At 35.9% G+C, this 18,369-nt stretch carries 20 protein-coding genes and 2 other annotated features; of the genes, 17 read left to right on the top strand and 3 right to left on the bottom strand.

Annotated features, from left to right (window positions below; all coding sequences use genetic code 11):
- Positions 1-124: 124 nt before the first annotated feature.
- Entirely contained in the window at positions 125-1,285 is a 1,161-nt protein-coding gene (locus tag F5ESL0260_RS05195; protein WP_122026137.1) for a cation:proton antiporter, read from the top strand.
- Between the two features lie 144 nt (positions 1,286-1,429).
- Positions 1,430-2,143, top strand: a complete 714-nt coding sequence (pnuC, locus tag F5ESL0260_RS05190; RefSeq protein ID WP_122026136.1) for a nicotinamide riboside transporter PnuC — start codon at positions 1,430-1,432, stop codon at positions 2,141-2,143.
- A gap of 33 nt (positions 2,144-2,176) precedes the next feature.
- On the opposite strand, the gene F5ESL0260_RS05185 is transcribed toward pnuC, so the two are convergent.
- A complete protein-coding gene (locus F5ESL0260_RS05185; RefSeq protein WP_255410402.1) occupies positions 2,177-2,497 on the bottom strand; it encodes a TipAS antibiotic-recognition domain-containing protein in 321 nt (106 codons plus the stop codon).
- Positions 2,498-2,648: 151 nt separating this feature from the next.
- Between F5ESL0260_RS05185 and F5ESL0260_RS05180 the strand changes: the two genes are divergently transcribed.
- The 5 genes from F5ESL0260_RS05180 to F5ESL0260_RS05160 all read left to right on the top strand — a co-directional run bounded on the left by F5ESL0260_RS05180 (position 2,649) and on the right by F5ESL0260_RS05160 (position 6,319).
- Complete coding sequence (locus F5ESL0260_RS05180; protein WP_122026134.1) at positions 2,649-3,158, top strand: dihydrofolate reductase; 510 nt, start codon at positions 2,649-2,651, stop codon at positions 3,156-3,158.
- Position 3,159: 1 nt separating this feature from the next.
- Positions 3,160-3,348 carry a hypothetical protein gene (locus tag F5ESL0260_RS05175; protein WP_046324926.1) on the top strand — a complete coding sequence of 63 codons (189 nt, stop codon included), beginning with the start codon at positions 3,160-3,162 and terminating at the stop codon, positions 3,346-3,348.
- A gap of 60 nt (positions 3,349-3,408) precedes the next feature.
- Positions 3,409-3,647, top strand: a binding site (T-box leader).
- Between the two features lie 42 nt (positions 3,648-3,689).
- The gene (locus F5ESL0260_RS05170; RefSeq protein WP_122026192.1) at positions 3,690-4,541 is read left to right on the top strand and encodes a MetQ/NlpA family ABC transporter substrate-binding protein; all 852 of its coding nucleotides are present in this window, start codon (positions 3,690-3,692) and stop codon (positions 4,539-4,541) included.
- Positions 4,542-4,560: 19 nt separating this feature from the next.
- Entirely contained in the window at positions 4,561-5,625 is a 1,065-nt protein-coding gene (locus F5ESL0260_RS05165) for a methionine ABC transporter ATP-binding protein (RefSeq protein WP_122026133.1), read from the top strand.
- Complete coding sequence (locus F5ESL0260_RS05160; RefSeq protein ID WP_122026132.1) at positions 5,618-6,319, top strand: methionine ABC transporter permease; 702 nt, start codon at positions 5,618-5,620, stop codon at positions 6,317-6,319. The genes F5ESL0260_RS05165 and F5ESL0260_RS05160 overlap by 8 nt, the downstream gene beginning before the upstream one ends.
- 63 nt (positions 6,320-6,382) lie before the next feature.
- Here F5ESL0260_RS05160 and F5ESL0260_RS05155 read toward each other — a convergent pair whose 3' ends face one another.
- Complete coding sequence (locus F5ESL0260_RS05155; protein WP_122026131.1) at positions 6,383-6,664, bottom strand: HU family DNA-binding protein; 282 nt, start codon at positions 6,662-6,664, stop codon at positions 6,383-6,385.
- A 161-nt stretch (positions 6,665-6,825) separates the two neighbouring features.
- On the bottom strand, positions 6,826-7,686 hold the full coding sequence (locus F5ESL0260_RS05150) for a glycosyltransferase family 8 protein (RefSeq protein WP_122026130.1): 861 nt from the start codon (positions 7,684-7,686) through the stop codon (positions 6,826-6,828).
- Positions 7,687-7,894: 208 nt separating this feature from the next.
- Between F5ESL0260_RS05150 and F5ESL0260_RS05145 the strand changes: the two genes are divergently transcribed.
- The 10 genes from F5ESL0260_RS05145 (at position 7,895) to F5ESL0260_RS05100 (ending at position 18,215) form a co-directional block, all read left to right on the top strand.
- Positions 7,895-8,539, top strand: coding sequence for an SLAP domain-containing protein (locus F5ESL0260_RS05145; protein ID WP_122026129.1), 645 nt, complete (start codon positions 7,895-7,897; stop codon positions 8,537-8,539).
- Between the two features lie 52 nt (positions 8,540-8,591).
- Positions 8,592-9,074, top strand: a complete 483-nt coding sequence (locus tag F5ESL0260_RS05140) for a nitroreductase family protein (protein ID WP_122026128.1) — start codon at positions 8,592-8,594, stop codon at positions 9,072-9,074.
- A gap of 168 nt (positions 9,075-9,242) precedes the next feature.
- Positions 9,243-10,238 carry a dihydroxyacetone kinase subunit DhaK gene (gene dhaK / locus F5ESL0260_RS05135; protein WP_122026127.1) on the top strand — a complete coding sequence of 332 codons (996 nt, stop codon included), beginning with the start codon at positions 9,243-9,245 and terminating at the stop codon, positions 10,236-10,238.
- Between the two features lie 14 nt (positions 10,239-10,252).
- Positions 10,253-10,837, top strand: coding sequence for a dihydroxyacetone kinase subunit DhaL (gene dhaL, locus F5ESL0260_RS05130; protein ID WP_110446154.1), 585 nt, complete (start codon positions 10,253-10,255; stop codon positions 10,835-10,837).
- On the top strand, positions 10,834-11,205 hold the full coding sequence (gene dhaM / locus F5ESL0260_RS05125) for a dihydroxyacetone kinase phosphoryl donor subunit DhaM (RefSeq protein ID WP_122026126.1): 372 nt from the start codon (positions 10,834-10,836) through the stop codon (positions 11,203-11,205). Before dhaL ends, dhaM begins: the two co-directional genes overlap by 4 nt.
- A 259-nt stretch (positions 11,206-11,464) precedes the next feature.
- Positions 11,465-12,184 (top strand): MIP/aquaporin family protein, encoded by a 720-nt coding sequence (locus F5ESL0260_RS05120; protein ID WP_046324915.1) that lies wholly within the window; start codon positions 11,465-11,467, stop codon positions 12,182-12,184.
- A gap of 341 nt (positions 12,185-12,525) precedes the next feature.
- Positions 12,526-13,482 carry a N(4)-(beta-N-acetylglucosaminyl)-L-asparaginase gene (locus F5ESL0260_RS05115; protein WP_122026125.1) on the top strand — a complete coding sequence of 319 codons (957 nt, stop codon included), beginning with the start codon at positions 12,526-12,528 and terminating at the stop codon, positions 13,480-13,482.
- 27 nt (positions 13,483-13,509) lie between these two features.
- Complete coding sequence (locus F5ESL0260_RS05110; RefSeq protein ID WP_122026124.1) at positions 13,510-14,148, top strand: copper homeostasis protein CutC; 639 nt, start codon at positions 13,510-13,512, stop codon at positions 14,146-14,148.
- Positions 14,149-14,346: 198 nt separating this feature from the next.
- Positions 14,347-14,596: a binding site (T-box leader), on the top strand.
- 92 nt (positions 14,597-14,688) lie between these two features.
- Positions 14,689-16,062 carry a branched-chain amino acid transport system II carrier protein gene (gene brnQ / locus F5ESL0260_RS05105; protein ID WP_122026123.1) on the top strand — a complete coding sequence of 458 codons (1,374 nt, stop codon included), beginning with the start codon at positions 14,689-14,691 and terminating at the stop codon, positions 16,060-16,062.
- Between the two features lie 119 nt (positions 16,063-16,181).
- Positions 16,182-18,215 (top strand): copper-translocating P-type ATPase, encoded by a 2,034-nt coding sequence (locus F5ESL0260_RS05100; protein WP_122026191.1) that lies wholly within the window; start codon positions 16,182-16,184, stop codon positions 18,213-18,215.
- Positions 18,216-18,369 lie beyond the last annotated feature (154 nt).

Raw genomic sequence — 18,369 nt, 5'->3', positions numbered from 1 at the left:
TGGTAGAATATTAATATTATAAATATTTTGGTTGGAGTTTAAGGCTTTCAAGAATTGTTCTTTGGTTTGGGTTGCCAAGGCAATATTTGAAGGCCTTTTTTTGCTGTAGAAAGTGGGAGTGCAAATGAGGTTTTTAGGTATGCTGAGCGTTATTTTATTAGCCACGTTAATTGGAGGACAATTTAGTGCCAGATTAAAATTGCCGGCAGTTGTTGGTGAATTGCTGGCTGGAATAATAGTTGGTCCTGCAGTTCTTAATTTTGTGCAACCTACAGGAATTATAAAAGTATTATCCGATATTGGGGTAATTTTTTTAATGTTTTTAGCTGGTCTTGGCAGTGATCTGAAAACTTTAAAAAAGTTACTACGTCCGAGTGTCTTGGTAGCCGGATTCGGTATGATCGTACCAATTATTATTGCTTATTTCACTGGTATTCTTTTTGCATTTTCTCAAGTGGAGAGTTTATTTTTAGGTTTAACGTTTTCAGCCACTTCTGTTTCGATTTCTGTTGCTGTTTTGCAAGAAATGGGGCGCTTAGAAGGAAAAGAGGGCATGACAATTTTGGGCGCAGCAGTAGCAGATGATTTGCTCTCAATAATACTTTTGAGCATTGTTAGCGGACTAACGGGTGTATCTGAACCCGGCTCAAATAAGGGTAAAGATTTAATTCTAAGCATACTGATCCAAACTGCGTTTCTCATCTTTTTAGTTTTCGTTAGTGTTTATATTTTACCCCGCTTGATCAAGTTAAGTCAGCGTCTGACACTGCCGGTCCCGGAGACATTAGTGGCAATGATTATTGTAGTATTGGCTTCTTGGGGGGCTGAGAAGGTAGGTCTTAGTAACGTGATTGGAGCCTTTTTTGCCGGACTGGCATTGAATCGTACTTCAGCGCAAAAAACTCTCAAAAAGAATTTTACGGTAATTGGCTACAGCAGCTTTATTCCCATCTTTTTTGTTAGTATTGGCTTAAACATGAGTATTAAAGGTATTTTAAATGACTTTATTTTGTTTTTTATCTTAGTAATTGGCAGTGTTTTTTCCAAATTGGTGGGAGCTGGTTTAGGAGCCAAAATTGCTGGTTTTAGTAATTCTAGTGCATTACTAGTGGGAACCGGAATGGTTTCGCGCGGTGAAATGGCTCTTGTGGTTGCGCAAATGGGCTTAACCAACCATTTACTTGCACCTGCGGCTTATTCAACTGTAATCGGAGCAATCATTATGACCACTGTAGTCTCGCCTTTTCTCCTAAAATGGTCAATATCAAAAATGTCTCAGAAATAATGAAGCTCCAAAATACCAATTACTAAGGCTATAATCATTTGCCTAGCCATCTAGTCAAATCTCTTAAAATTGCTTAAAAGTTATGATAATATGGAAAACATGTTTTTTTCATTGTTAAATTTAAGCAGAAGGTAGGAAGGTCGAATGAAAATTCAGCCAGGAGCTGAAATATTTAAATTAAGATGGTATATTAAGCAAATGCGGGGTTGGAGCTTTAAAACCTATTTATTGTTAATGTTGGGAATAGGCATTATCATTGGTGCTACTGTGGCATCGCCCATCACCCAAATTTCTTTGTTAACGATGATTGCTGCCATTTTGGGCTTTACGTGCACCCTTGCTATTACTAACGCTAGGCAAATTAACGGCATCTTGGGTTTAGTTTCCGCTGCAATTTATATTATAATTTCTGTCTATGCGAAAAATTACGCTAATGTGATTTTGCAAACTATTTATATTTTGTTATTAGATCTGCCAGTCTTAATGTTATCGTCATGGTCTAAAGATACGGAAAAACATATTCATGGTTTAACGCTGAAAAAATGGCTTATGACAGTTAGCTTTTTTACTATAGTTTTAGCTTTACTTTATCTGTTGGACACTAAAATTTTTATTAGTCCACGTCCTGTAATTGATGCAACTGCGGGTGCAATAGGGATTACCGGCTCGCTTCTTTGTATGTTGCATTTTCGCGAGCAGTATTACTTTTGGACTGTGCAAGGAATTTTTTCAATTATTTTATGGGGAGTCACTGCCTTTCAAGGTGATGCTAATCTCACATTGTTCTTAACATATATTTTGTATTTAACCAATGATTTACTTGCTTTTACTGATAAGCATGTTCACTGGTTTCATTAACAAAAAAGAAGTCTTTTGTGTACAAGACTTCTTTTATTTTTCCAAGTGGTTTTTCACAATTTTACTTAAGATTTTGGTTGCACCTTTACCGGCTTTATCATCATAATAGGATTGATAGCGTGTATCATTATCATAGGCATTAACAATAGCCAGGTGAATTTTGGTAGAATAATTTGGCATGATAATCTGCAGCCATTTCTGGTGATTTTTAAAAATAGCAGCACTTAAAACTTTTTCTTGCTTGGGATCATTAACAACTGCTTGTAAATCTCGTACAAGATCGGCTTCTGTTTCTTTCATTTTATGATATTTTTCTTCAGTTAGTTGATTTGTTTTAGCCATGTTTCCCTCCAACGAATTATTCAGATACTTAAATTACTATAGCAACAAAATAGGTAAAAATCACATAAAAATACGTAGATTTAATTCCAGATAATTGGTAAAGCTAAGCAGATGCTAAGAAATCCGCTAAATAAAGCGCTATAATAAAGAGAGAGGCGAATTAATGATTACTTTTGTTTGGGCAGAAGATCAAAAACACCAAATTGGTATAGATGGACATTTACCTTGGAAATTGCCTGCAGATCTACACCACTTTAAAAAAATTACTTATGGACATCCAATTATCATGGGTCGCAAAACTTTCGTGAGCTTGCCTCATCTTTTACCGGGGCGCAAACACGTTGTTTTGACGACCAGCTTAACATTAAAAAATAAATATCGTAATAATAACCAGGTTTCAATTATTAAATCTGTCAAAGAATTACAGGACTGGATCAAGGAGCATAAACAGCAAAACCTCTGTGTGATAGGTGGTAATTCGGTTTTTAACGCTTTAAAAAATCAGGTAGATTGTTTAGAAAAAACTGAAATAATAGCAACTTTTAAAGCTGATGTCACAATGACGAAAATTAATTATGATGACTTCATTTTAGTCAAAAAAGAATTTCATCAGCCTGACAACGTTAATCTTTATCCTTATAAATTTCTAACATATATGAGAAAGGAGAAATAACATGAAACAAGTTATTACTTCAACGATCACTTTTATAATCTGTATTATGATCTTAATTAGCAGCTTTTTTCTGGCAGAAAACTTAAATCATAACTATTGGTGGCAAGTAATTGGCATGGCCATTGTCACTTTTGCTGTTGGACAATATTTTTTCGCAATAATAAAATCATACCAATCGACCAAAAAATAATTTACTTTTTTGGTTGACAGAATATTTTTTCAATGTTAAATTAATAAACAATTAAATAATTAATACATCTTGAAAAGCAGAGTAACTAAGTTTTTGTTAATAAAGAGAGCTGATGTTTGGTGAGAGTCAGTTAACAAGACCTAGTGAACATGGGCTTGAAATGATGACTGCTAGTGATATTTAGCTAGTGGCGGAATTGCATCCGTTATAATTGCAAGCTATTGTTAGATAGCTGTTGAGGTTTATTACGTGAGTAATAGACAAATTAAAGGTGGTAACACGAAGCACTCGTCCTTATTTGAGGAAGAGTGCTTTTTTTATTGAAAAATTGGGAGGTTTTTCTGATGACAAAAAAGAGTCGCAATATAATTATCGGAGTGATTGCAGCAATTATAATTATTGCTGTCGGTTGGTTTAGTTTTGGTAAAAAAAGTGGTGACCAAAAGAGCAATCACGTTGTTACTGTAGGTATTGTTAGTGAAACAAAGCCAAAACAAGTTATTTGGAACAAAGCTGCAAAATTGGCTAAAGAAAAATATGGAGTAACAATCAAGATAAAAAACTTTACTGATTATAATCAACCTAACAAGGCAGTTAAAAGTGGCGATATCGATCTTAATTCATTTCAACACTATGCATTTTTGAAAGCGTGGAACAAAGCAAATCACGGTGGTGTAGTTGCAATTGGTCGAACCGAAATTAACCCTATTAGACTATATTCGAAGAAGTATCACAAACTCAGTGATATTCCAAAGGGCGCAACTATAGCTGTGCCTAATGATGCAAGTAATGAATCTCGCGCACTTTTCGTTCTTAAAAATGCTGGTCTGATCAAGTTACGCAAAGGCAAGATTTTAGTTTCTGCTGCTGATGTAATTAAAACTTCTAAAAACATTAAAGTTAAAGAAGTTAGTGCCGATCAATGTGGTCGAGTAATTAATTCAGTTGATGCCGCCGTTGTTAATAATGACTTTGCGGGTCCTGCTGGTCTAGGTAAAAAACAGACAATTTTTGTTGAGCCTGTTAACAAAGATTCTCTGCAATGGGTAAACATCATTTGTGCAAAGAAAGGTCAGGAAAAGAATAAGGATTACCAGGCAGTGGTAAAGGCATATCAAACAGCTGAAACTAAGCGTCTGGACAAAAAATATTATGGTGATATGACTAAACCTGCTTGGGACGTTAAGTTTTAATGATCGGAGAAGATTGTAAATGGGTATTATTGATTTAGAACACGTTAGTGTGGATTTCCCTAGTAAAAAAGGCAAAATTGTTCAGGCTGTCCATAATGTCAGCCTAACAGTTGAAAAGGGTGATATCTATGGCATTGTAGGCTTTTCCGGAGCAGGTAAGTCTACACTAGTTAGAACAGTCAACCTTTTACAAAAACCAACTGCAGGCAATATTAAGGTAAATGGTACTGACTTTGTCAAAGATGGTAAGCAAGTAATTGCTAATAAGGATTTACAACTAGCTCGCAGAAAAATCGGCATGATTTTTCAAAATTTCAACCTATTAAACGAAATTAGCGTAGTTGATAACGTGTCTTTTGCCCTGAAACATTCCGGCTTAAAAGAAAAAGAAATTAAAGAAAAGTCATTAAAATTGTTGGACCTGGTGGATTTAAAAGATAAAGCAAATTCATACCCAGCTCAACTTTCTGGGGGTCAGCAGCAAAGAGTTGCTATTGCCAGGGCTTTAGCAAACGAACCAGATATATTGATTTCTGATGAAGCTACGAGTGCACTTGATCCTCAAAATACATTGCAAATTTTAACTTTATTAAAGAAGTTACAAAAAGATCTTAACCTAACCATCGTACTGATCACACATGAAATGGCTGCCGTCAAAAAAATCTGTAACAAAGTAGCGCTAATGCAATCTGGTCAGGTGATCGAAAATGGCAATCTCCGTAAAGTAGTCTTGCATCCGCAAAAAGATTTAACTAAGAGTTTTGTTGGTGGATCTTTGGAAGTTATTAATACTCTAAGGTCTCTTAAGATTAATAAATTAGATAACGATAATGAAGCTATTTATCAACTTGTTTATAGTATGGCTAACGTTACTAAAACTATCATTATTGATTTATACCGTAAAGTCGGGGTTGAAGCTAGTATGCTATATGGTAACGTAGAACTGCTTGATGATGAGCCAATTGGAACTCTGCTTGTTCAAGTTAAAGGTGATAAGACAAAACAGCAAGAAACAGTAGATTATTTGAGAAAAGAAAAAGTCGCTGTTACTCGTTTGAACGAAAAGGGGGATCTTTATGAGTAGTTGGTTTAGCAGAGTTTTTCCCAATGTTGTGCAACTGGGCTGGCTAGGTGATACTGGCTGGGGAACCAGCATTTTTCAAACATTATATATGACTTTTTGGTCCGGAATATTTGGGGGAATCTTAGGTTTAATTTTCGGAGTAATTTTAGTTCTGACCAAAAGTGATGGCATTAGACCTAATAAATTCTGGTTCAATGTATGCGATAAAATAGTTTCAATTTTTCGTGCTATTCCGTTTATTATCTTACTGGCATTTATAGCACCTGTTACTCAAAAAATTGTCGGGACTCAGATTGGTATAAAAGCAGCTCTGGTTCCATTAACATTGGGCGTGTTTCCTTTTTATGCTCGTCAAGTTCAAGTGGCTTTAGAAAGCGTTGATCACGGTAAAATTGAGGCAGCACAGAGCTTGGGTGCTACGATTTGGGATATTATTTTTAGTGTTTATTTAAATGAAGCGAGATCAGAACTTGCTCGTGTTTCTACCGTTACAATTATTAGTTTAATTGGTTTGACTGCAATGGCAGGAGCCATTGGTGCAGGTGGCTTGGGTAATACAGCAATTTCATATGGATATAACCGCTTTAACAACGATGTAACACTTGTTGCAACGGTACTAGTCATCATTTTGATATTTATCGTTCAAGTGATCGGTGACTTTTTCGCTAAGAAATTAAATCATCAAAGCCGCTAAAAAATATAAAAAAATAAAAACAACGAGGTAAACTCGTTGTTTTTTTCGTATTTAAATATAGAGCTATTTAACTGCATCTTTCAAAGCTTTACCAGGTTTAAACGCAGGAACCTTAGTTGCAGGAATAGTTAAAGTTTCGCCAGTTTGTGGGTTTCTGCCTTTTCTAGCTGCACGATTACGTACTTCAAAAGAACCAAAACCTATAATTTGTACTTTTTCACCTTTAGCCAAGTTATCCTTGATTGATCCGATTAAAGCATCGATGACTTTTTCTGCCACGTTTTGCTTAAGTTCTGCTTTTGCTGCAACCTCTTTAGTGAGTTCAGATTTGTTAATTGAAGCCATAATTCTTCTCTTTTCTATAAAAATTTATACATATTCAATGCTGTTAAATAGTTCGTATTTTTTCTATACTAATCCACCTAAAGCATTGTGTCGCTTGATATCCGGCAACTTTTATTATTTTAGCACAGATAATGCTACCTTCAATAGTAAAAAGCTAAATGTTAACTTAATTTTTGCTGCTCTAACAAGCGGTTGACCATTTGTAGATAGTTTAAATAAAGAGGCTTGAAGCGAGAATGTTTTTCTTTTTGCCAGGGCTTGGGTTTACCGCAAAAATGCAAAATTGAAGTGTTTTTCATGACCCATTCTGTGTTAATTTCACCAGTGCTTCTCGTCAAGTAAACTGAAAAAGCCCTTGCATCATAGTTCCACCGTGTTTCAGGAATTTTGAGTATATCCTCGCCATATAAGTAGTTTAGAATATCCTGATCAGGCAAAATCAAAGTGTCATGATGTTGTTCAATTGCCTGAGTAATATCTTCAATTTTGATCTTTTTTCTCATTTGGTCCAAATCCATTAACATTATTCCTGAGTTGAAGTATCCAGTTGAAGTCCCAAGTCTGATATTATTGATTGAACTCATAATGTCTGTTAAACCCTCATGAACCGAAGCAGCAAACATTTTACCTTCAAGATCTAATTGCCATAATGGCACTACTGAGTTTATAACTAATATGTCCGGGTCGAGGTAAATAATTCTATGTAAGTTTGCAGGTAAAATTTTGCTTGAAAGTAGCCTAAAGTACATTTCCTTGGGGTAATCATGCAGGTTTAGCAATGAATTTGGAAATTTGATTTTTCTGTTCATAGTTAGAGTCGATACTTTAATTCTGATTTTTGTACCAAACTTTTTAAGTTTATTTAGAGCATGTTGATCAATATTATCATAAATTAACCAGACATGGAATTCCTCAGTCATATTGTTAAGTCTGAGGGAATACATCATCACTTCAAGTGGTTTGATATAGTTTTGGTCAATAGTAACCAATATTTCGATCGGTTCTTTTAGAGGATTATTCATAAAGTCTTCCTTTACCAGTTTTTTGTTTATTTTCACTATTTATTAGTATAAAGCAAAACATGTTAAGATACCTCATAATATAAGTTGTAAAAATAACTTAGTGTGCAAACGTTATAAATAAATTACTTATCTTAGATTTTGCCAAAGAAATTATTTATTCAAAGTAGTAGAATGTATATAAATAAAGTTTTAGCAAAGAGGTATTAACATGAAGAAAAAATTATTGCTAAGTTTAACTGGAATTACTGCTTTAGTATTGGGGCTATCCGTTAGTAACCCAGTTGCAGCTGCAAGTTCGTCAATTCAAGGACAGAATCCTGCTACAGCTAAAGAAACAAATACTGCGACTCAAAGTGATAGCAATAAGGAACAAACTAGCCCAAACGAAACATCTGCTGCTGGCAATTCCTTCAAAAATACTAATAATTTAAATAAAGTTTTAAAGTATTTGCAAAAAAGTGTCATATTAAAAAAGCCGGCATATATTTATGATAATAAAGGCAAAAAGATAAAAAATAAAAAATTGAAGAAAGGAACAATTGTATATGTTTCCGGCCTTAATACTGCCAAAGGACACAGTTTTTTACAGCTAAGTACTAAAAGTAAGAAAAAACAATATATTAAACCGGGAAATGTTAAAATTCTTAAAATTAAAGTTTACAAGGTTAAGACGAATGCCAAAGTTTACGACAAAAAGGGTAGACTAGTGGTAATAGGAAATAAATATCCGTTTGTTAAAAAAGGAGTAAAAATTCCGGTCTATTATGTGAGGAAAATCAATGGCCAAAAATTTGCGGGAATTTCTAATACCCAATTTCTAAAATGGTCTGATATAGTTCATAAGACTAATTAAAAATTGCTTTACAATAATGGTAGTTAAAGAATTTACAGAAAGAGGTACTAAAATGACTGATGCAGTTTTAAAAAGAGTAGCTATCAGGAAATATACGGCTGAAAAAGTCTCTGAAGACGACGTAAAAGCATTGATAGCAGCATTTCAAGCTTCACCTTGTGGTATGCACCAAGCTGATGTGATGCAGATGACAGTGGTTGAAGATGAGAATTTGTTATCTGAAATTGAACAGGTAACAAGCAATGCTTGTTACAATGCTCCTTTATTGTTTATTATTAATGTCAAAAAAAATAATGAATTTGGTGAGAGAGATGCTTCAGTTGCTGCAGAAAATTTGATGGTAGAGGCAGCAGCACTTAACTTGGGTTCAGTTTATCTAATGAATGCGGCAAATGTGTTAAATTCTGCTAAAAGTTTAGAACAAAAGTTGGAAGTTCCAGAAGATTTTGAAACTAGTGTCATTGTGGCATGCGGACATGCTGCAGAGCAACCAAATGATGACAGATCAAATAGATATAAAGTTGTCAGAAAATAACTGCTTTAAAAGACTTAATATTAAAACTGTAGTCCTATTTTTAACTGATGTGGCTACAGTTTTTTTGACAAAAAAATTAAATTTATTAAAGCCAGAATGGTTTATGGCTATCTTACTTGATATAATAATTATGTAAGCGTTACATTTTTTACTTAAGGAGCAAGTTTCATGAAAAAGATTATTAATGATCCAGCAAATGTTGTACCGGAAATGGTTGAAGGAATGGTCAGATCATATCCCCAGTATATTGCCAAGGTTAAGGATACTGAAGCTGTTATGAGAGCAGATAAAGATTCTATGACGGGCAACGTCGGTATTGTCAGTGGCGGAGGTTCAGGTCATGAACCTACTCATGCTGGTTTTGTGGGCAAAGGAATGCTTAGTGCAGCTGTTTGCGGACAAGTTTTTACTTCCCCAACTCCAGATCAAATATATGAGGCTATTAAGGCGGTTAATCAAGGTCAGGGCGTTTTTTTAGTAATTAAAAATTATTCAGGCGATGTGATGAATTTTGATATGGCTAAAGATATGGCTGATATGGACGACATTAAGGTCAAGTCAATTGTGGTAGATGATGATATTGCCGTCGAAAATAGTACATTTACCCAAGGAAGACGGGGAGTAGCCGGAACTTTGTTTATGCACAAGATTTTAGGGGCAATGGCTCAAAATGGTGCCAGTCTAGACGAGATTGATGCGACAGCCAAAAAGGTATTGCCTAATATTAAAACAATTGCGGTTGCTTTGTCTGCTGCTACCAATCCTGAAACAGGTAAACCCGGTTTTGTTCTCAAAGATAATGAAATCGAATACGGTGTTGGTATTCACTCAGAGCCTGGATACCGGCGTGAACAGATTAAACCTGCTAAAGATTTAGTAACGGAATTAGTGGGCAAATTAAATGATGAAATGCATTTAGACCAAAATAAGAAATATGCTGTGTTGGTAAATGGTATGGGCGCTACACCATTAATGGAACAGTACATTTTTAGTAATGATTTACTTAACAAACTAGCAGAGTTCAATGTCAAGCCAGCTTTCATGAAAGTGGGTAATTACATGACTTCGCTTGATATGGCAGGTATTTCACTCACAATATTTGAATTAGCTGATGACAAGTGGCTTGATTATCTCAATCAGCCAGTAGAAACAATCGCTTGGTAAAAGGAGAAGTTAATATGGGCTTAACAGTTAAAAATGTGATTGAATGGATGAATAATTTTTCTGCTAAAATTGAACAAAATAAGCAATTTTTAAGTGATCTGGATACTGCGATTGGCGATGGTGACCACGGTTTTAATATGAGCCGAGGTATGACAGCGGTTAGTCAAAAATTAAGTACTGAGCCCAAAACCATCACAGATGCTTTTAAGCAAATCGCTATGACTCTCATTTCTACAGTTGGTGGTGCCTCTGGTCCACTTTATGGAACTGCTTTCTTGGAAATGGCGAAGAAAAGCAGCACAAGTTCAGACATAGGAGACTTACTGGCTGCTGCATTGACAGGTATTAAAAAACGTGGTGGTGCTGAACCTGGTGATAAAACCATGGTTGATGTGTGGACCGCATTAGTTCCAGAAGTTAAAACCAATAAGCTAACACAGGAAAAAATCGCTTCAGCTGTAGAGGCAACTAAAGACTTAGTTGCCAAAAAAGGTCGTGCTTCATATTTAGGCGAAAGATCAAAAGGCCATGTTGATCCTGGCTCGCAATCAAGTGGGTACCTTTTTGAGGCGTTACTTGAAACAGAAGGTATCTTATGAGTTTAGGCATTACTTTAGTATCCCATGTTCCAGAGATTGTAACCGGTTTGTCTGAGCTATTGGGACAGGTTGCAAAAGATTTGTCAATTACCACTGCGGGTGGAACTAACGCTGATGATATTGGCACCAGTATGGACAAAATTTTGCATGCTTTTTCTGAAAATAAAGCTGATGAAATATTGGCATTTTATGATTTAGGTAGTGCCAAAATGAATCTTGAACTAGCAACGGAAATGACTTCTAAAAAGATTCATCTATATGATGTAGCCTTTATCGAAGGGGCTTATACTGCTGCTACTTTAATTGAGGCGGGGGTCGAGTTAACGGAGATAGAAGGACAGCTTAAGCCCCTAGCCCTAAAGAAATAGAATAAATACCAGATTTATATTGAGTAAAAATAACATTAAACGTATCTTAACTTAATTTTAGCCGAAAAATTTAGAAACTCTTTTAAATCTTATGTTATAAAATAACAACAAATTGAGATTTTTTGGAAAGATAGTTTTATTTAAAGAAAGGGTTTACATAGGTAGAATTTTATAATATATTGGATCTGGGAGTAATTTACTACTAAACATTATTTTGGGTTTCAAAAGGAAGTCCAATAATCGAAGTAGGAGATTAAAAATGAATAATAGCTTAACAATGCAAGTAGTGGGAGAGTTCCTCGGAACTATTATCTTGGTGTTGCTTGGAGATGGCGTTTGTGCCGGTGTCAATTTGAATAAGTCGAAGTCAAAGGGCAGTGGCTGGATCGTTATTTCTTTTGGCTGGGGCTTTGCCGTGACGTTTGGTGTATTCTGTGTTAGCTGGCTTTGCCCGGGTCACTTTAATCCTGCAGTGTCACTAGGTATGGCAATTGCCAATAAGTTGCCATGGTCTTCCGTTCTGCCATATATGCTGGCCCAAACAGCTGGAGGCTTTATCGGTGGTATCTTAGTATGGCTAACCTATTTTCCTCACTGGCAAGAAACAACTGATCAAGATGGCATTTTAGGGTCGTTTGCTACGACACCAGCTATAAGAAATTACGGTTGGAATTTCTTTACTGAGACGATTGCTACCTTTGTTTTGGTATTTGGCTTGTTAGGATTGACCAATACAAAATTAGCTCCAGGATTTAATCCATTGTTAGCTGGATTTTTGATTACAGCGATTTGTTTGTCTTTAGGAGGACCGACTGGAATCGCGATTAATCCAGCCCGTGATTTGGGACCTAGACTGGCTCACCAATTTATGCCGATTGCCAATAAAGGTGGTTCAGATTGGGCTTATAGCTGGGTTCCAATCTTTGGCCCACTTTTAGGCGGAGTAATTGCTGCATTATTGTTCAAAGTTATTGTATAAAAGAAAAGCATTAGCTTATAGTAACACCTTCAAATTTGTAAAATTTGAGGGTGTTTCTTGTTTCTCAATCCATTTTTCCTTTCCAATTTGATTTCATAAAAATCTTCTAGTTCCAAAATAATTATCGAGTAAACTTTTAATGCTTATGTGCTAAATATTTTTGATTGTTCTGTTGAGCTTATTCTGCTAACATATTTTAATTTTTTTATAGAAAAGAGTTTAGCAGCAACGATTTTCACTAGAATGGGTTACATTCTCCTTAAAATTGCCTTGGGTGCTTGTTTTCTGCTGCTCTAGTTTAGTATTATTAAAACTATATTGAATTAAAAAAGGCGGTTTAAATGAATAATTGGGCTGTAATATCAACTTGGAGTATGTCGTATGACGGATTGGTGAAAGCGGCAGAATTGCTGCGAATGGATGCAAGTGCTGGGGATGCTGTTGAAAATTTGATAAAAGAAGTAGAATCATATCCTCTTTATAAATCTGTAGGATATGGCGGACTTCCTAACGAAGATGGAGTTGTCCAAATGGATGCTGCATTCATGGACGGTGACACATTAGCGCAAGGTTCTGTAGCGGCAATTGAGAACGTAAAGCACGCTGTTTCGGTAGCCCGTAAACTAAGCTTAAATAAGACTAACAGCTTTTTAGTCGGAGAAGGAGCGACTAAATATGCAATGCAGAATGGCTTTGAAATGACTAATATGTTGACTGAAAGAGCCAAAACTATCTGGCAGAACAAAGTAAAACAGCAACTTCAATCAGACCTGCATCCTTATGATGGTCATGATACCGTAGGAGCAATAACTCTTGATCAAAATAATTCGCTGGCAGCTGCTACATCAACCTCTGGCTTATTTATGAAGAAAAATGGTAGAATCGGCGATTCACCTCTGTCCGGATCAGGATTCTATGCAGATAGTCACATTGGAGCTGCGACTGCAACTGGCCTAGGAGAAGACATCATGAAGGGCTGCCTTTCATACGAAATAGTCCGTAAAATGGCAGAAGGAAAGTCTCCCCAGGAAGCCTGTGATGCTACAGTTTATCCGTTTTGTAATGATTTAAAGAAGCGTTATGGTCAAGTAGGCGAAATTTCCCTCATTGCCTTGAATAAAAAAGGCGAGTGGGGCGTAGCAACTAACGTGGAGTTTCCTTTTTGTATTGCTGCTAAAAAGCAAGGCCCTCAGATATTAATGGCAAATCCGGGGCTGCACAATAACACCAAAATTGAACCAATTTCTCAAGCCTGGTTAGATGACTACCAAAACAAAATCAATGCACCGGTAAAGTAACCAAAGTTAGGAAGAAAGTGAAGTTAAATGTTAAAAGAAGCCTGTGTAGAAAATTTTGCTAAAATTCCTTATGTTATTAATAAAGGTGCTGACAGAATTGAACTGAATAATAATTTAGCATTAGGTGGCACCACGCCTTCTTATGGAGTTATCAAAAAAGCAGTTAGTTATGCCTCTAATTTTCACATACCAGTTATTGTGATGATTAGGCCAAGGGGTGGAAATTTTTGTTATTGTGAAAGTGAAATTGAAATAATGGCCAGTGATTTAGAAATAGCAGCTAAATTAGGTGCTCAAGGAGTGGCTTTTGGCTGTTTAACCTCCCAAAATCATTTGGATAAAGCAAAAATGGAGCGTCTTATATTTCTAGCCAGATCTTTAGATATTGATGTTCTTATGCACATGGCTTTTGACGCAATACCTTTAACTGAGCAAGAAGATGAACTAAACTGGTTAGCGAATAAAGGTGTCAAGAGAATTTTGACACATGGCGGAGAGTTATCAACTCCTGTTTTAAATACCATTTCTCATCTAAAAGAAATTATTAACTGGGCAAACGGCAAGATAGAAATATTACCAGGTGGTGGCATTACCGCCAAAAATAGCACTTTAATTGCTGAAAGATTGCAGGTAGACCAGTTACATGGTACAAAAATTGTTGAATGAAATTAATTTTTAACATAGCTCAAAGTCTGATTACTGAAAAATAGTTGCACATCAAAATATACAGCCACTTTAAGCAATAAGGCATTAGTTTTATTTGTCTACAGTAGCTAAATTAAAAGCATTAGGATCTGACTTAATCATTTTCACTAAAATATAGTTGACAGGAAATAAGTCATTGATTAAAATATCTTTAATATTGATAAAGCGATGAAAAGATAAGTAAGTTTGCAAGTAACGTTTTAGAGAGTCCTGTTGCTGAAAAGGGACCGTGATGGTAAGCTGAAAGTAACTTTGAGCTATATGGTGAAAGTTAGTAGCTATTATTGGGTACACCCATTAACGTGTTAGCGTATCGCAGTATGCCGTACGTGAAGTGACTGTGTTTTTGTCATCTTTAATGATAATTATTGCAGTAATATAGGTGGTACCGTGCTTAAGCACCCTTGATTTTCAAATCAAGGGTGCTTTTTTATTACCTAAATAAATTTATCAAGGCCCTTTATCTATATTAAGTGTTTATATTTTTCAGGAGGAACTGTAATGGAAGAAATCGAAAGAGATGTTAATACCAAGCCTTTATCTTGGAAACAATATTTAGTAGTTGCATCATTGCTATTCGGTCTATTTTTTGGTGCCGGTAATTTAATTTTTCCACTTCATTTAGGCCAGCTTGCAGGAGCAAATTGGGGAATGGCCACTTTTGGCTTTTTAGTAACGGCTGTGCTTTTGCCACTATTAGCCGTTTTAGCTATTAGTGCCAGTCATGCTAAGGGGGTTTACGATATTGGCAAACCTTTGGGAAATAGTTTTGCTCTCGCGTTTATGGTTTTAATCCATTTGACCTTAGGACCATTATTTGCCACACCGCGGACCGCGAGTATTTCCTTTTCAGTTGGCTTGCAGCCGGTATTGCCGAAATCAGCCACTAAGCCGGCACTTTTAATATTCTCGGCAATATTCTTCATTTTGGCTTTTATTATTTCTTATAAACAATCTACGATTTTGACCAGTATCGGCAAAATTTTAAATCCTTTGTTTTTATTGCTGTTATTTTCAATTTTTTTATTAGCGGCTATTTCTCCAATGGGTGCTGCCCAAAATCAAAATGTTACTGCGGCTTATCAAAGTGCACCTTTCTTTAATGGTTTTTTGGAAGGGTACAACACTATGGATGCACTGGCTGGATTGGCTTTTGGCTACACAATAGTTTCGGCCGTACGCCAACTTGGAAAAACTTCGGCGAAAAGTAACGCAAAAGTGACTGCCAGAGCCGGTGTGATTGCCACAAGTGCAATTGGTGTCATTTACGTTGGTTTAATTTGGGTTGGAGCAACGACATTAAATCAATTTAAAATTTCTGCTGAAGGCGGTACTGTCTTTAACCAAATAGTGACTTATTATCTGGGTTACTTTGGTCATGCTTTACTTGCTACATTAGTTACACTAACCTGTTTAACTACAGCTGTCGGTTTGATTGCCGCTTTTGCGCAAGACTTTCACCGCAGTTTTAGTAAAATTAGTTACCATGGTTGGCTGACAAGTATGACTATTGTTTCCTTCATTACTGCTAATTTTGGTTTAGACACAATTATTTCCTGGTCAACACCAATGTTAATGTTTTTATATCCAATCGCTATGGTATTGATTATATTGTCAATCTGTGGTTCCTTATTTGACCATGATCCAGTTGTTTACTTTTGGGGTATCGCCTTTACTTTTATTCCGGCCGTTTTGGATATGATTGCGTCTTTTCCTGCGCTGGTTAGCAAACAAGCCTGGGCACTACAATTAAGAGCACTCCAATTACAATTTCTTCCTTTTGCTGACATAGGGATGGACTGGGTTATTCCGGCAGTTATTGGATTAGTAATCGGTTTAATCTTCCATTTTTATCATAAGCAAAAAAGTAATTAATTGTGTAAATATTGTTCGATTTCTCAAGCGCATCTTTTGACAACAACTGTTTATAAAAGTAGATTAAAGAAAAAGCAGTTTTGTTAATGTAAAAGGTAGGATTGAGTATTTTGAATAATATGAACATGAATCATAGTAAAAATATGAATCATTCAATGGACGCCAACTCTTCGATGAAAATGGGTAGTCATGACATGATGATGCATGGCGGTCATATGATGCATATGGGTAATTTGAAAAGAAAGTTTTGGCTTTCATTAATATTATCTTTGCCAATTATCTTTTTGTCCCCTGCAATGGGAGTCCATTTGCCATTTCAATTTTCTTTTCCAGGTTCTGAATGGGTTGTAGCCATTTTTGCCACAATTCTTTACTTCTATGGCGGTGAGCCCTTCTTGTCAGGTGCATTTTATGAAATAAAAGCAAAAAAGCCCGAAATGATGACTTTGATTTCTTTAGGCATCACTACTGCTTATATTTATAGTATTTATGCTTTCGTTGAAAACAATTTACTAAACAGCAAAGTTCATGTAATGGATTTCTTTTGGGAATTGGCAACTTTAATTTTAATTATGCTTTTAGGACATTGGATTGAAATGATGTCCGTGATGAATGCGAATAGCTCAGTTCATGATTTAGCAAAACTTCTGCCAGATAAAGTTCACGTTCAAAATAATGGCCGAACAGAAGATGTGGCAATTAATGCTGTCCAAAAAAATGCTGTCATCTTAGTCAAAGCCGGTGAAAGTATTCCTCTTGATGGCGTAGTATTAAACGGTTCAAGTCAAGTAAATGAATCACTTGTGACTGGAGAATCCAGTGCAGTTACGCGCAAAGAAAATGACAAGGTAATTGGTGGCTCAATAAATGGCTCTGGTACTTTAACTGTCAAAGTTACTAGCTCCGCAAATTCAGGTTTCTTGGCCAATGTTAATAAGTTAGTGCAATCTTCTCAAATGAATAAATCACGGCTGCAAAACTTAGCCGATCGGGTTTCCAGCTGGTTATTTTATGCTGCTCTTATTTTTGGTATTATTGCTTTAATCGTTTGGACTAGCTTACGCGGAATTTCTGGTGGTCTTGAACGGATGGTAACTGTATTAGTTATTGCTTGTCCTCATGCACTCGGTTTGGCTATTCCTTTAGTAAATGCTAAGAGTACCTCAATCGGTGCTAAAAATGGCTTATTGATCAGAAATCGCAACGTGATCAGCGTCAGCTCTAAAATTAATTATTTGCTTTTAGATAAAACTGGCACTCTGACGGAAGGCAAGTTTCAAGTGCGCAAATGTGACAGCTTGAATAAGTCGTACAGTGCAGATGAAGTAATTAAACTGATCGCTTCACTTGAACAAGATTCTAATCACCCGATTGCGCAAAGCATTTTACAGTTTGCTAAGGAAAAAAATATTGAGCTCTATCCATTGTCAAATAGTAAGACTTTGGATGGTAAAGGTGTTTCTGGAACTTTAAATGGAAAGGAATATCAACTTGTAAATGAAAAAGCTGCTAGAAGTTTGGTGAGTCATTTCCCGGAAATTGATGCTTTAAACTACACTTCCAGCTATTTAGTTGCAGGAAATGAACTTTTAGGTTATGTAGCAGTTGGTGATGAAATAAAGAAAAATGCAGCAGCTTTGATTAAGCAAATTAAAGATCTTAACATTACACCGGTGATGCTAACCGGCGATAATGAAAAAGTTGCTCAGAGTATTGCGCAGAAACTAAAAATTTCCGAGGTTCACTCAGGCTTAATGCCAGCTGACAAACAAAAAATTGTCGCGCAACTTCAGGAAAAAGGAAACAAAGTCATGATGGTGGGAGACGGCATCAATGATGCTCCTAGCTTAGCTAAAGCTGATATTGGTGTAGCTATTGGTGCAGGAACTGATGTTGCTGTGGACTCAGCTGATGTTGTTTTAGTGAACAGTGAACCACTTGATATTATCAGTTTCCTCAACCTTGCTCAGCATACTCAAAGAAAAACCATCGAAAACTTATGGTGGGGAGCAGGCTACAATATCATAGCTTTACCACTGGCAGCGGGTATACTTGCACCATGGGGAATTTTACTTTCCCCAGCAGTCGGTGCGATTTTAATGTCTTTGTCAACAGTTATCGTAGCTATTAATGCTGAAACACTAAAAATATAAATAACTAGTTAAGGCACTCAATAAGAGTGCTTTTTTGCTAAAATAAAATAAATTTTAAAATTTTAAAATGATACCCCTTTTATTTTAAAATATTGAAAATAATACTAAAAACCTGTATTATAAGTGCAAGAGAATATTACTGCTTTAATAGCTT

The organism is Lactobacillus sp. ESL0260 (assembly GCF_003692935.1).
GTDB classification, from domain to species: Bacteria; Bacillota; Bacilli; order Lactobacillales; family Lactobacillaceae; genus Lactobacillus; species Lactobacillus melliventris.
The sequence above is the reverse complement of the archived record's forward strand: the minus strand, read 5'-3'. Positions and strand labels throughout refer to the sequence as shown.

Bases quoted from the DNA above. Each gene is read 5' to 3' on its own strand.
- brnQ (WP_122026123.1), top strand. From the start codon at position 14,689: ATGGAAGAAATCGAAAGAGATGTTAATACCAAGCCTTTATCTTGGAAA.
- dhaL (WP_110446154.1), top strand. From the start codon at position 10,253: ATGGGCTTAACAGTTAAAAATGTGATTGAATGGATGAATAATTTTTCT.
- F5ESL0260_RS05165 (WP_122026133.1), top strand. From the start codon at position 4,561: ATGGGTATTATTGATTTAGAACACGTTAGTGTGGATTTCCCTAGTAAA.
- F5ESL0260_RS05115 (WP_122026125.1), top strand. From the start codon at position 12,526: ATGAATAATTGGGCTGTAATATCAACTTGGAGTATGTCGTATGACGGA.
- F5ESL0260_RS05145 (WP_122026129.1), top strand. From the start codon at position 7,895: ATGAAGAAAAAATTATTGCTAAGTTTAACTGGAATTACTGCTTTAGTA.
- F5ESL0260_RS05180 (WP_122026134.1), top strand. From the start codon at position 2,649: ATGATTACTTTTGTTTGGGCAGAAGATCAAAAACACCAAATTGGTATA.
- F5ESL0260_RS05100 (WP_122026191.1), top strand. From the start codon at position 16,182: ATGAACATGAATCATAGTAAAAATATGAATCATTCAATGGACGCCAAC.
- F5ESL0260_RS05140 (WP_122026128.1), top strand. From the start codon at position 8,592: ATGACTGATGCAGTTTTAAAAAGAGTAGCTATCAGGAAATATACGGCT.
- F5ESL0260_RS05175 (WP_046324926.1), top strand. From the start codon at position 3,160: ATGAAACAAGTTATTACTTCAACGATCACTTTTATAATCTGTATTATG.
- F5ESL0260_RS05155 (WP_122026131.1), bottom strand. From the start codon at position 6,664: ATGGCTTCAATTAACAAATCTGAACTCACTAAAGAGGTTGCAGCAAAA.
- F5ESL0260_RS05120 (WP_046324915.1), top strand. From the start codon at position 11,465: ATGAATAATAGCTTAACAATGCAAGTAGTGGGAGAGTTCCTCGGAACT.
- dhaK (WP_122026127.1), top strand. From the start codon at position 9,243: ATGAAAAAGATTATTAATGATCCAGCAAATGTTGTACCGGAAATGGTT.
- F5ESL0260_RS05195 (WP_122026137.1), top strand. From the start codon at position 125: ATGAGGTTTTTAGGTATGCTGAGCGTTATTTTATTAGCCACGTTAATT.
- F5ESL0260_RS05110 (WP_122026124.1), top strand. From the start codon at position 13,510: ATGTTAAAAGAAGCCTGTGTAGAAAATTTTGCTAAAATTCCTTATGTT.
- F5ESL0260_RS05160 (WP_122026132.1), top strand. From the start codon at position 5,618: ATGAGTAGTTGGTTTAGCAGAGTTTTTCCCAATGTTGTGCAACTGGGC.
- F5ESL0260_RS05150 (WP_122026130.1), bottom strand. From the start codon at position 7,686: ATGAATAATCCTCTAAAAGAACCGATCGAAATATTGGTTACTATTGAC.
- pnuC (WP_122026136.1), top strand. From the start codon at position 1,430: ATGAAAATTCAGCCAGGAGCTGAAATATTTAAATTAAGATGGTATATT.
- dhaM (WP_122026126.1), top strand. From the start codon at position 10,834: ATGAGTTTAGGCATTACTTTAGTATCCCATGTTCCAGAGATTGTAACC.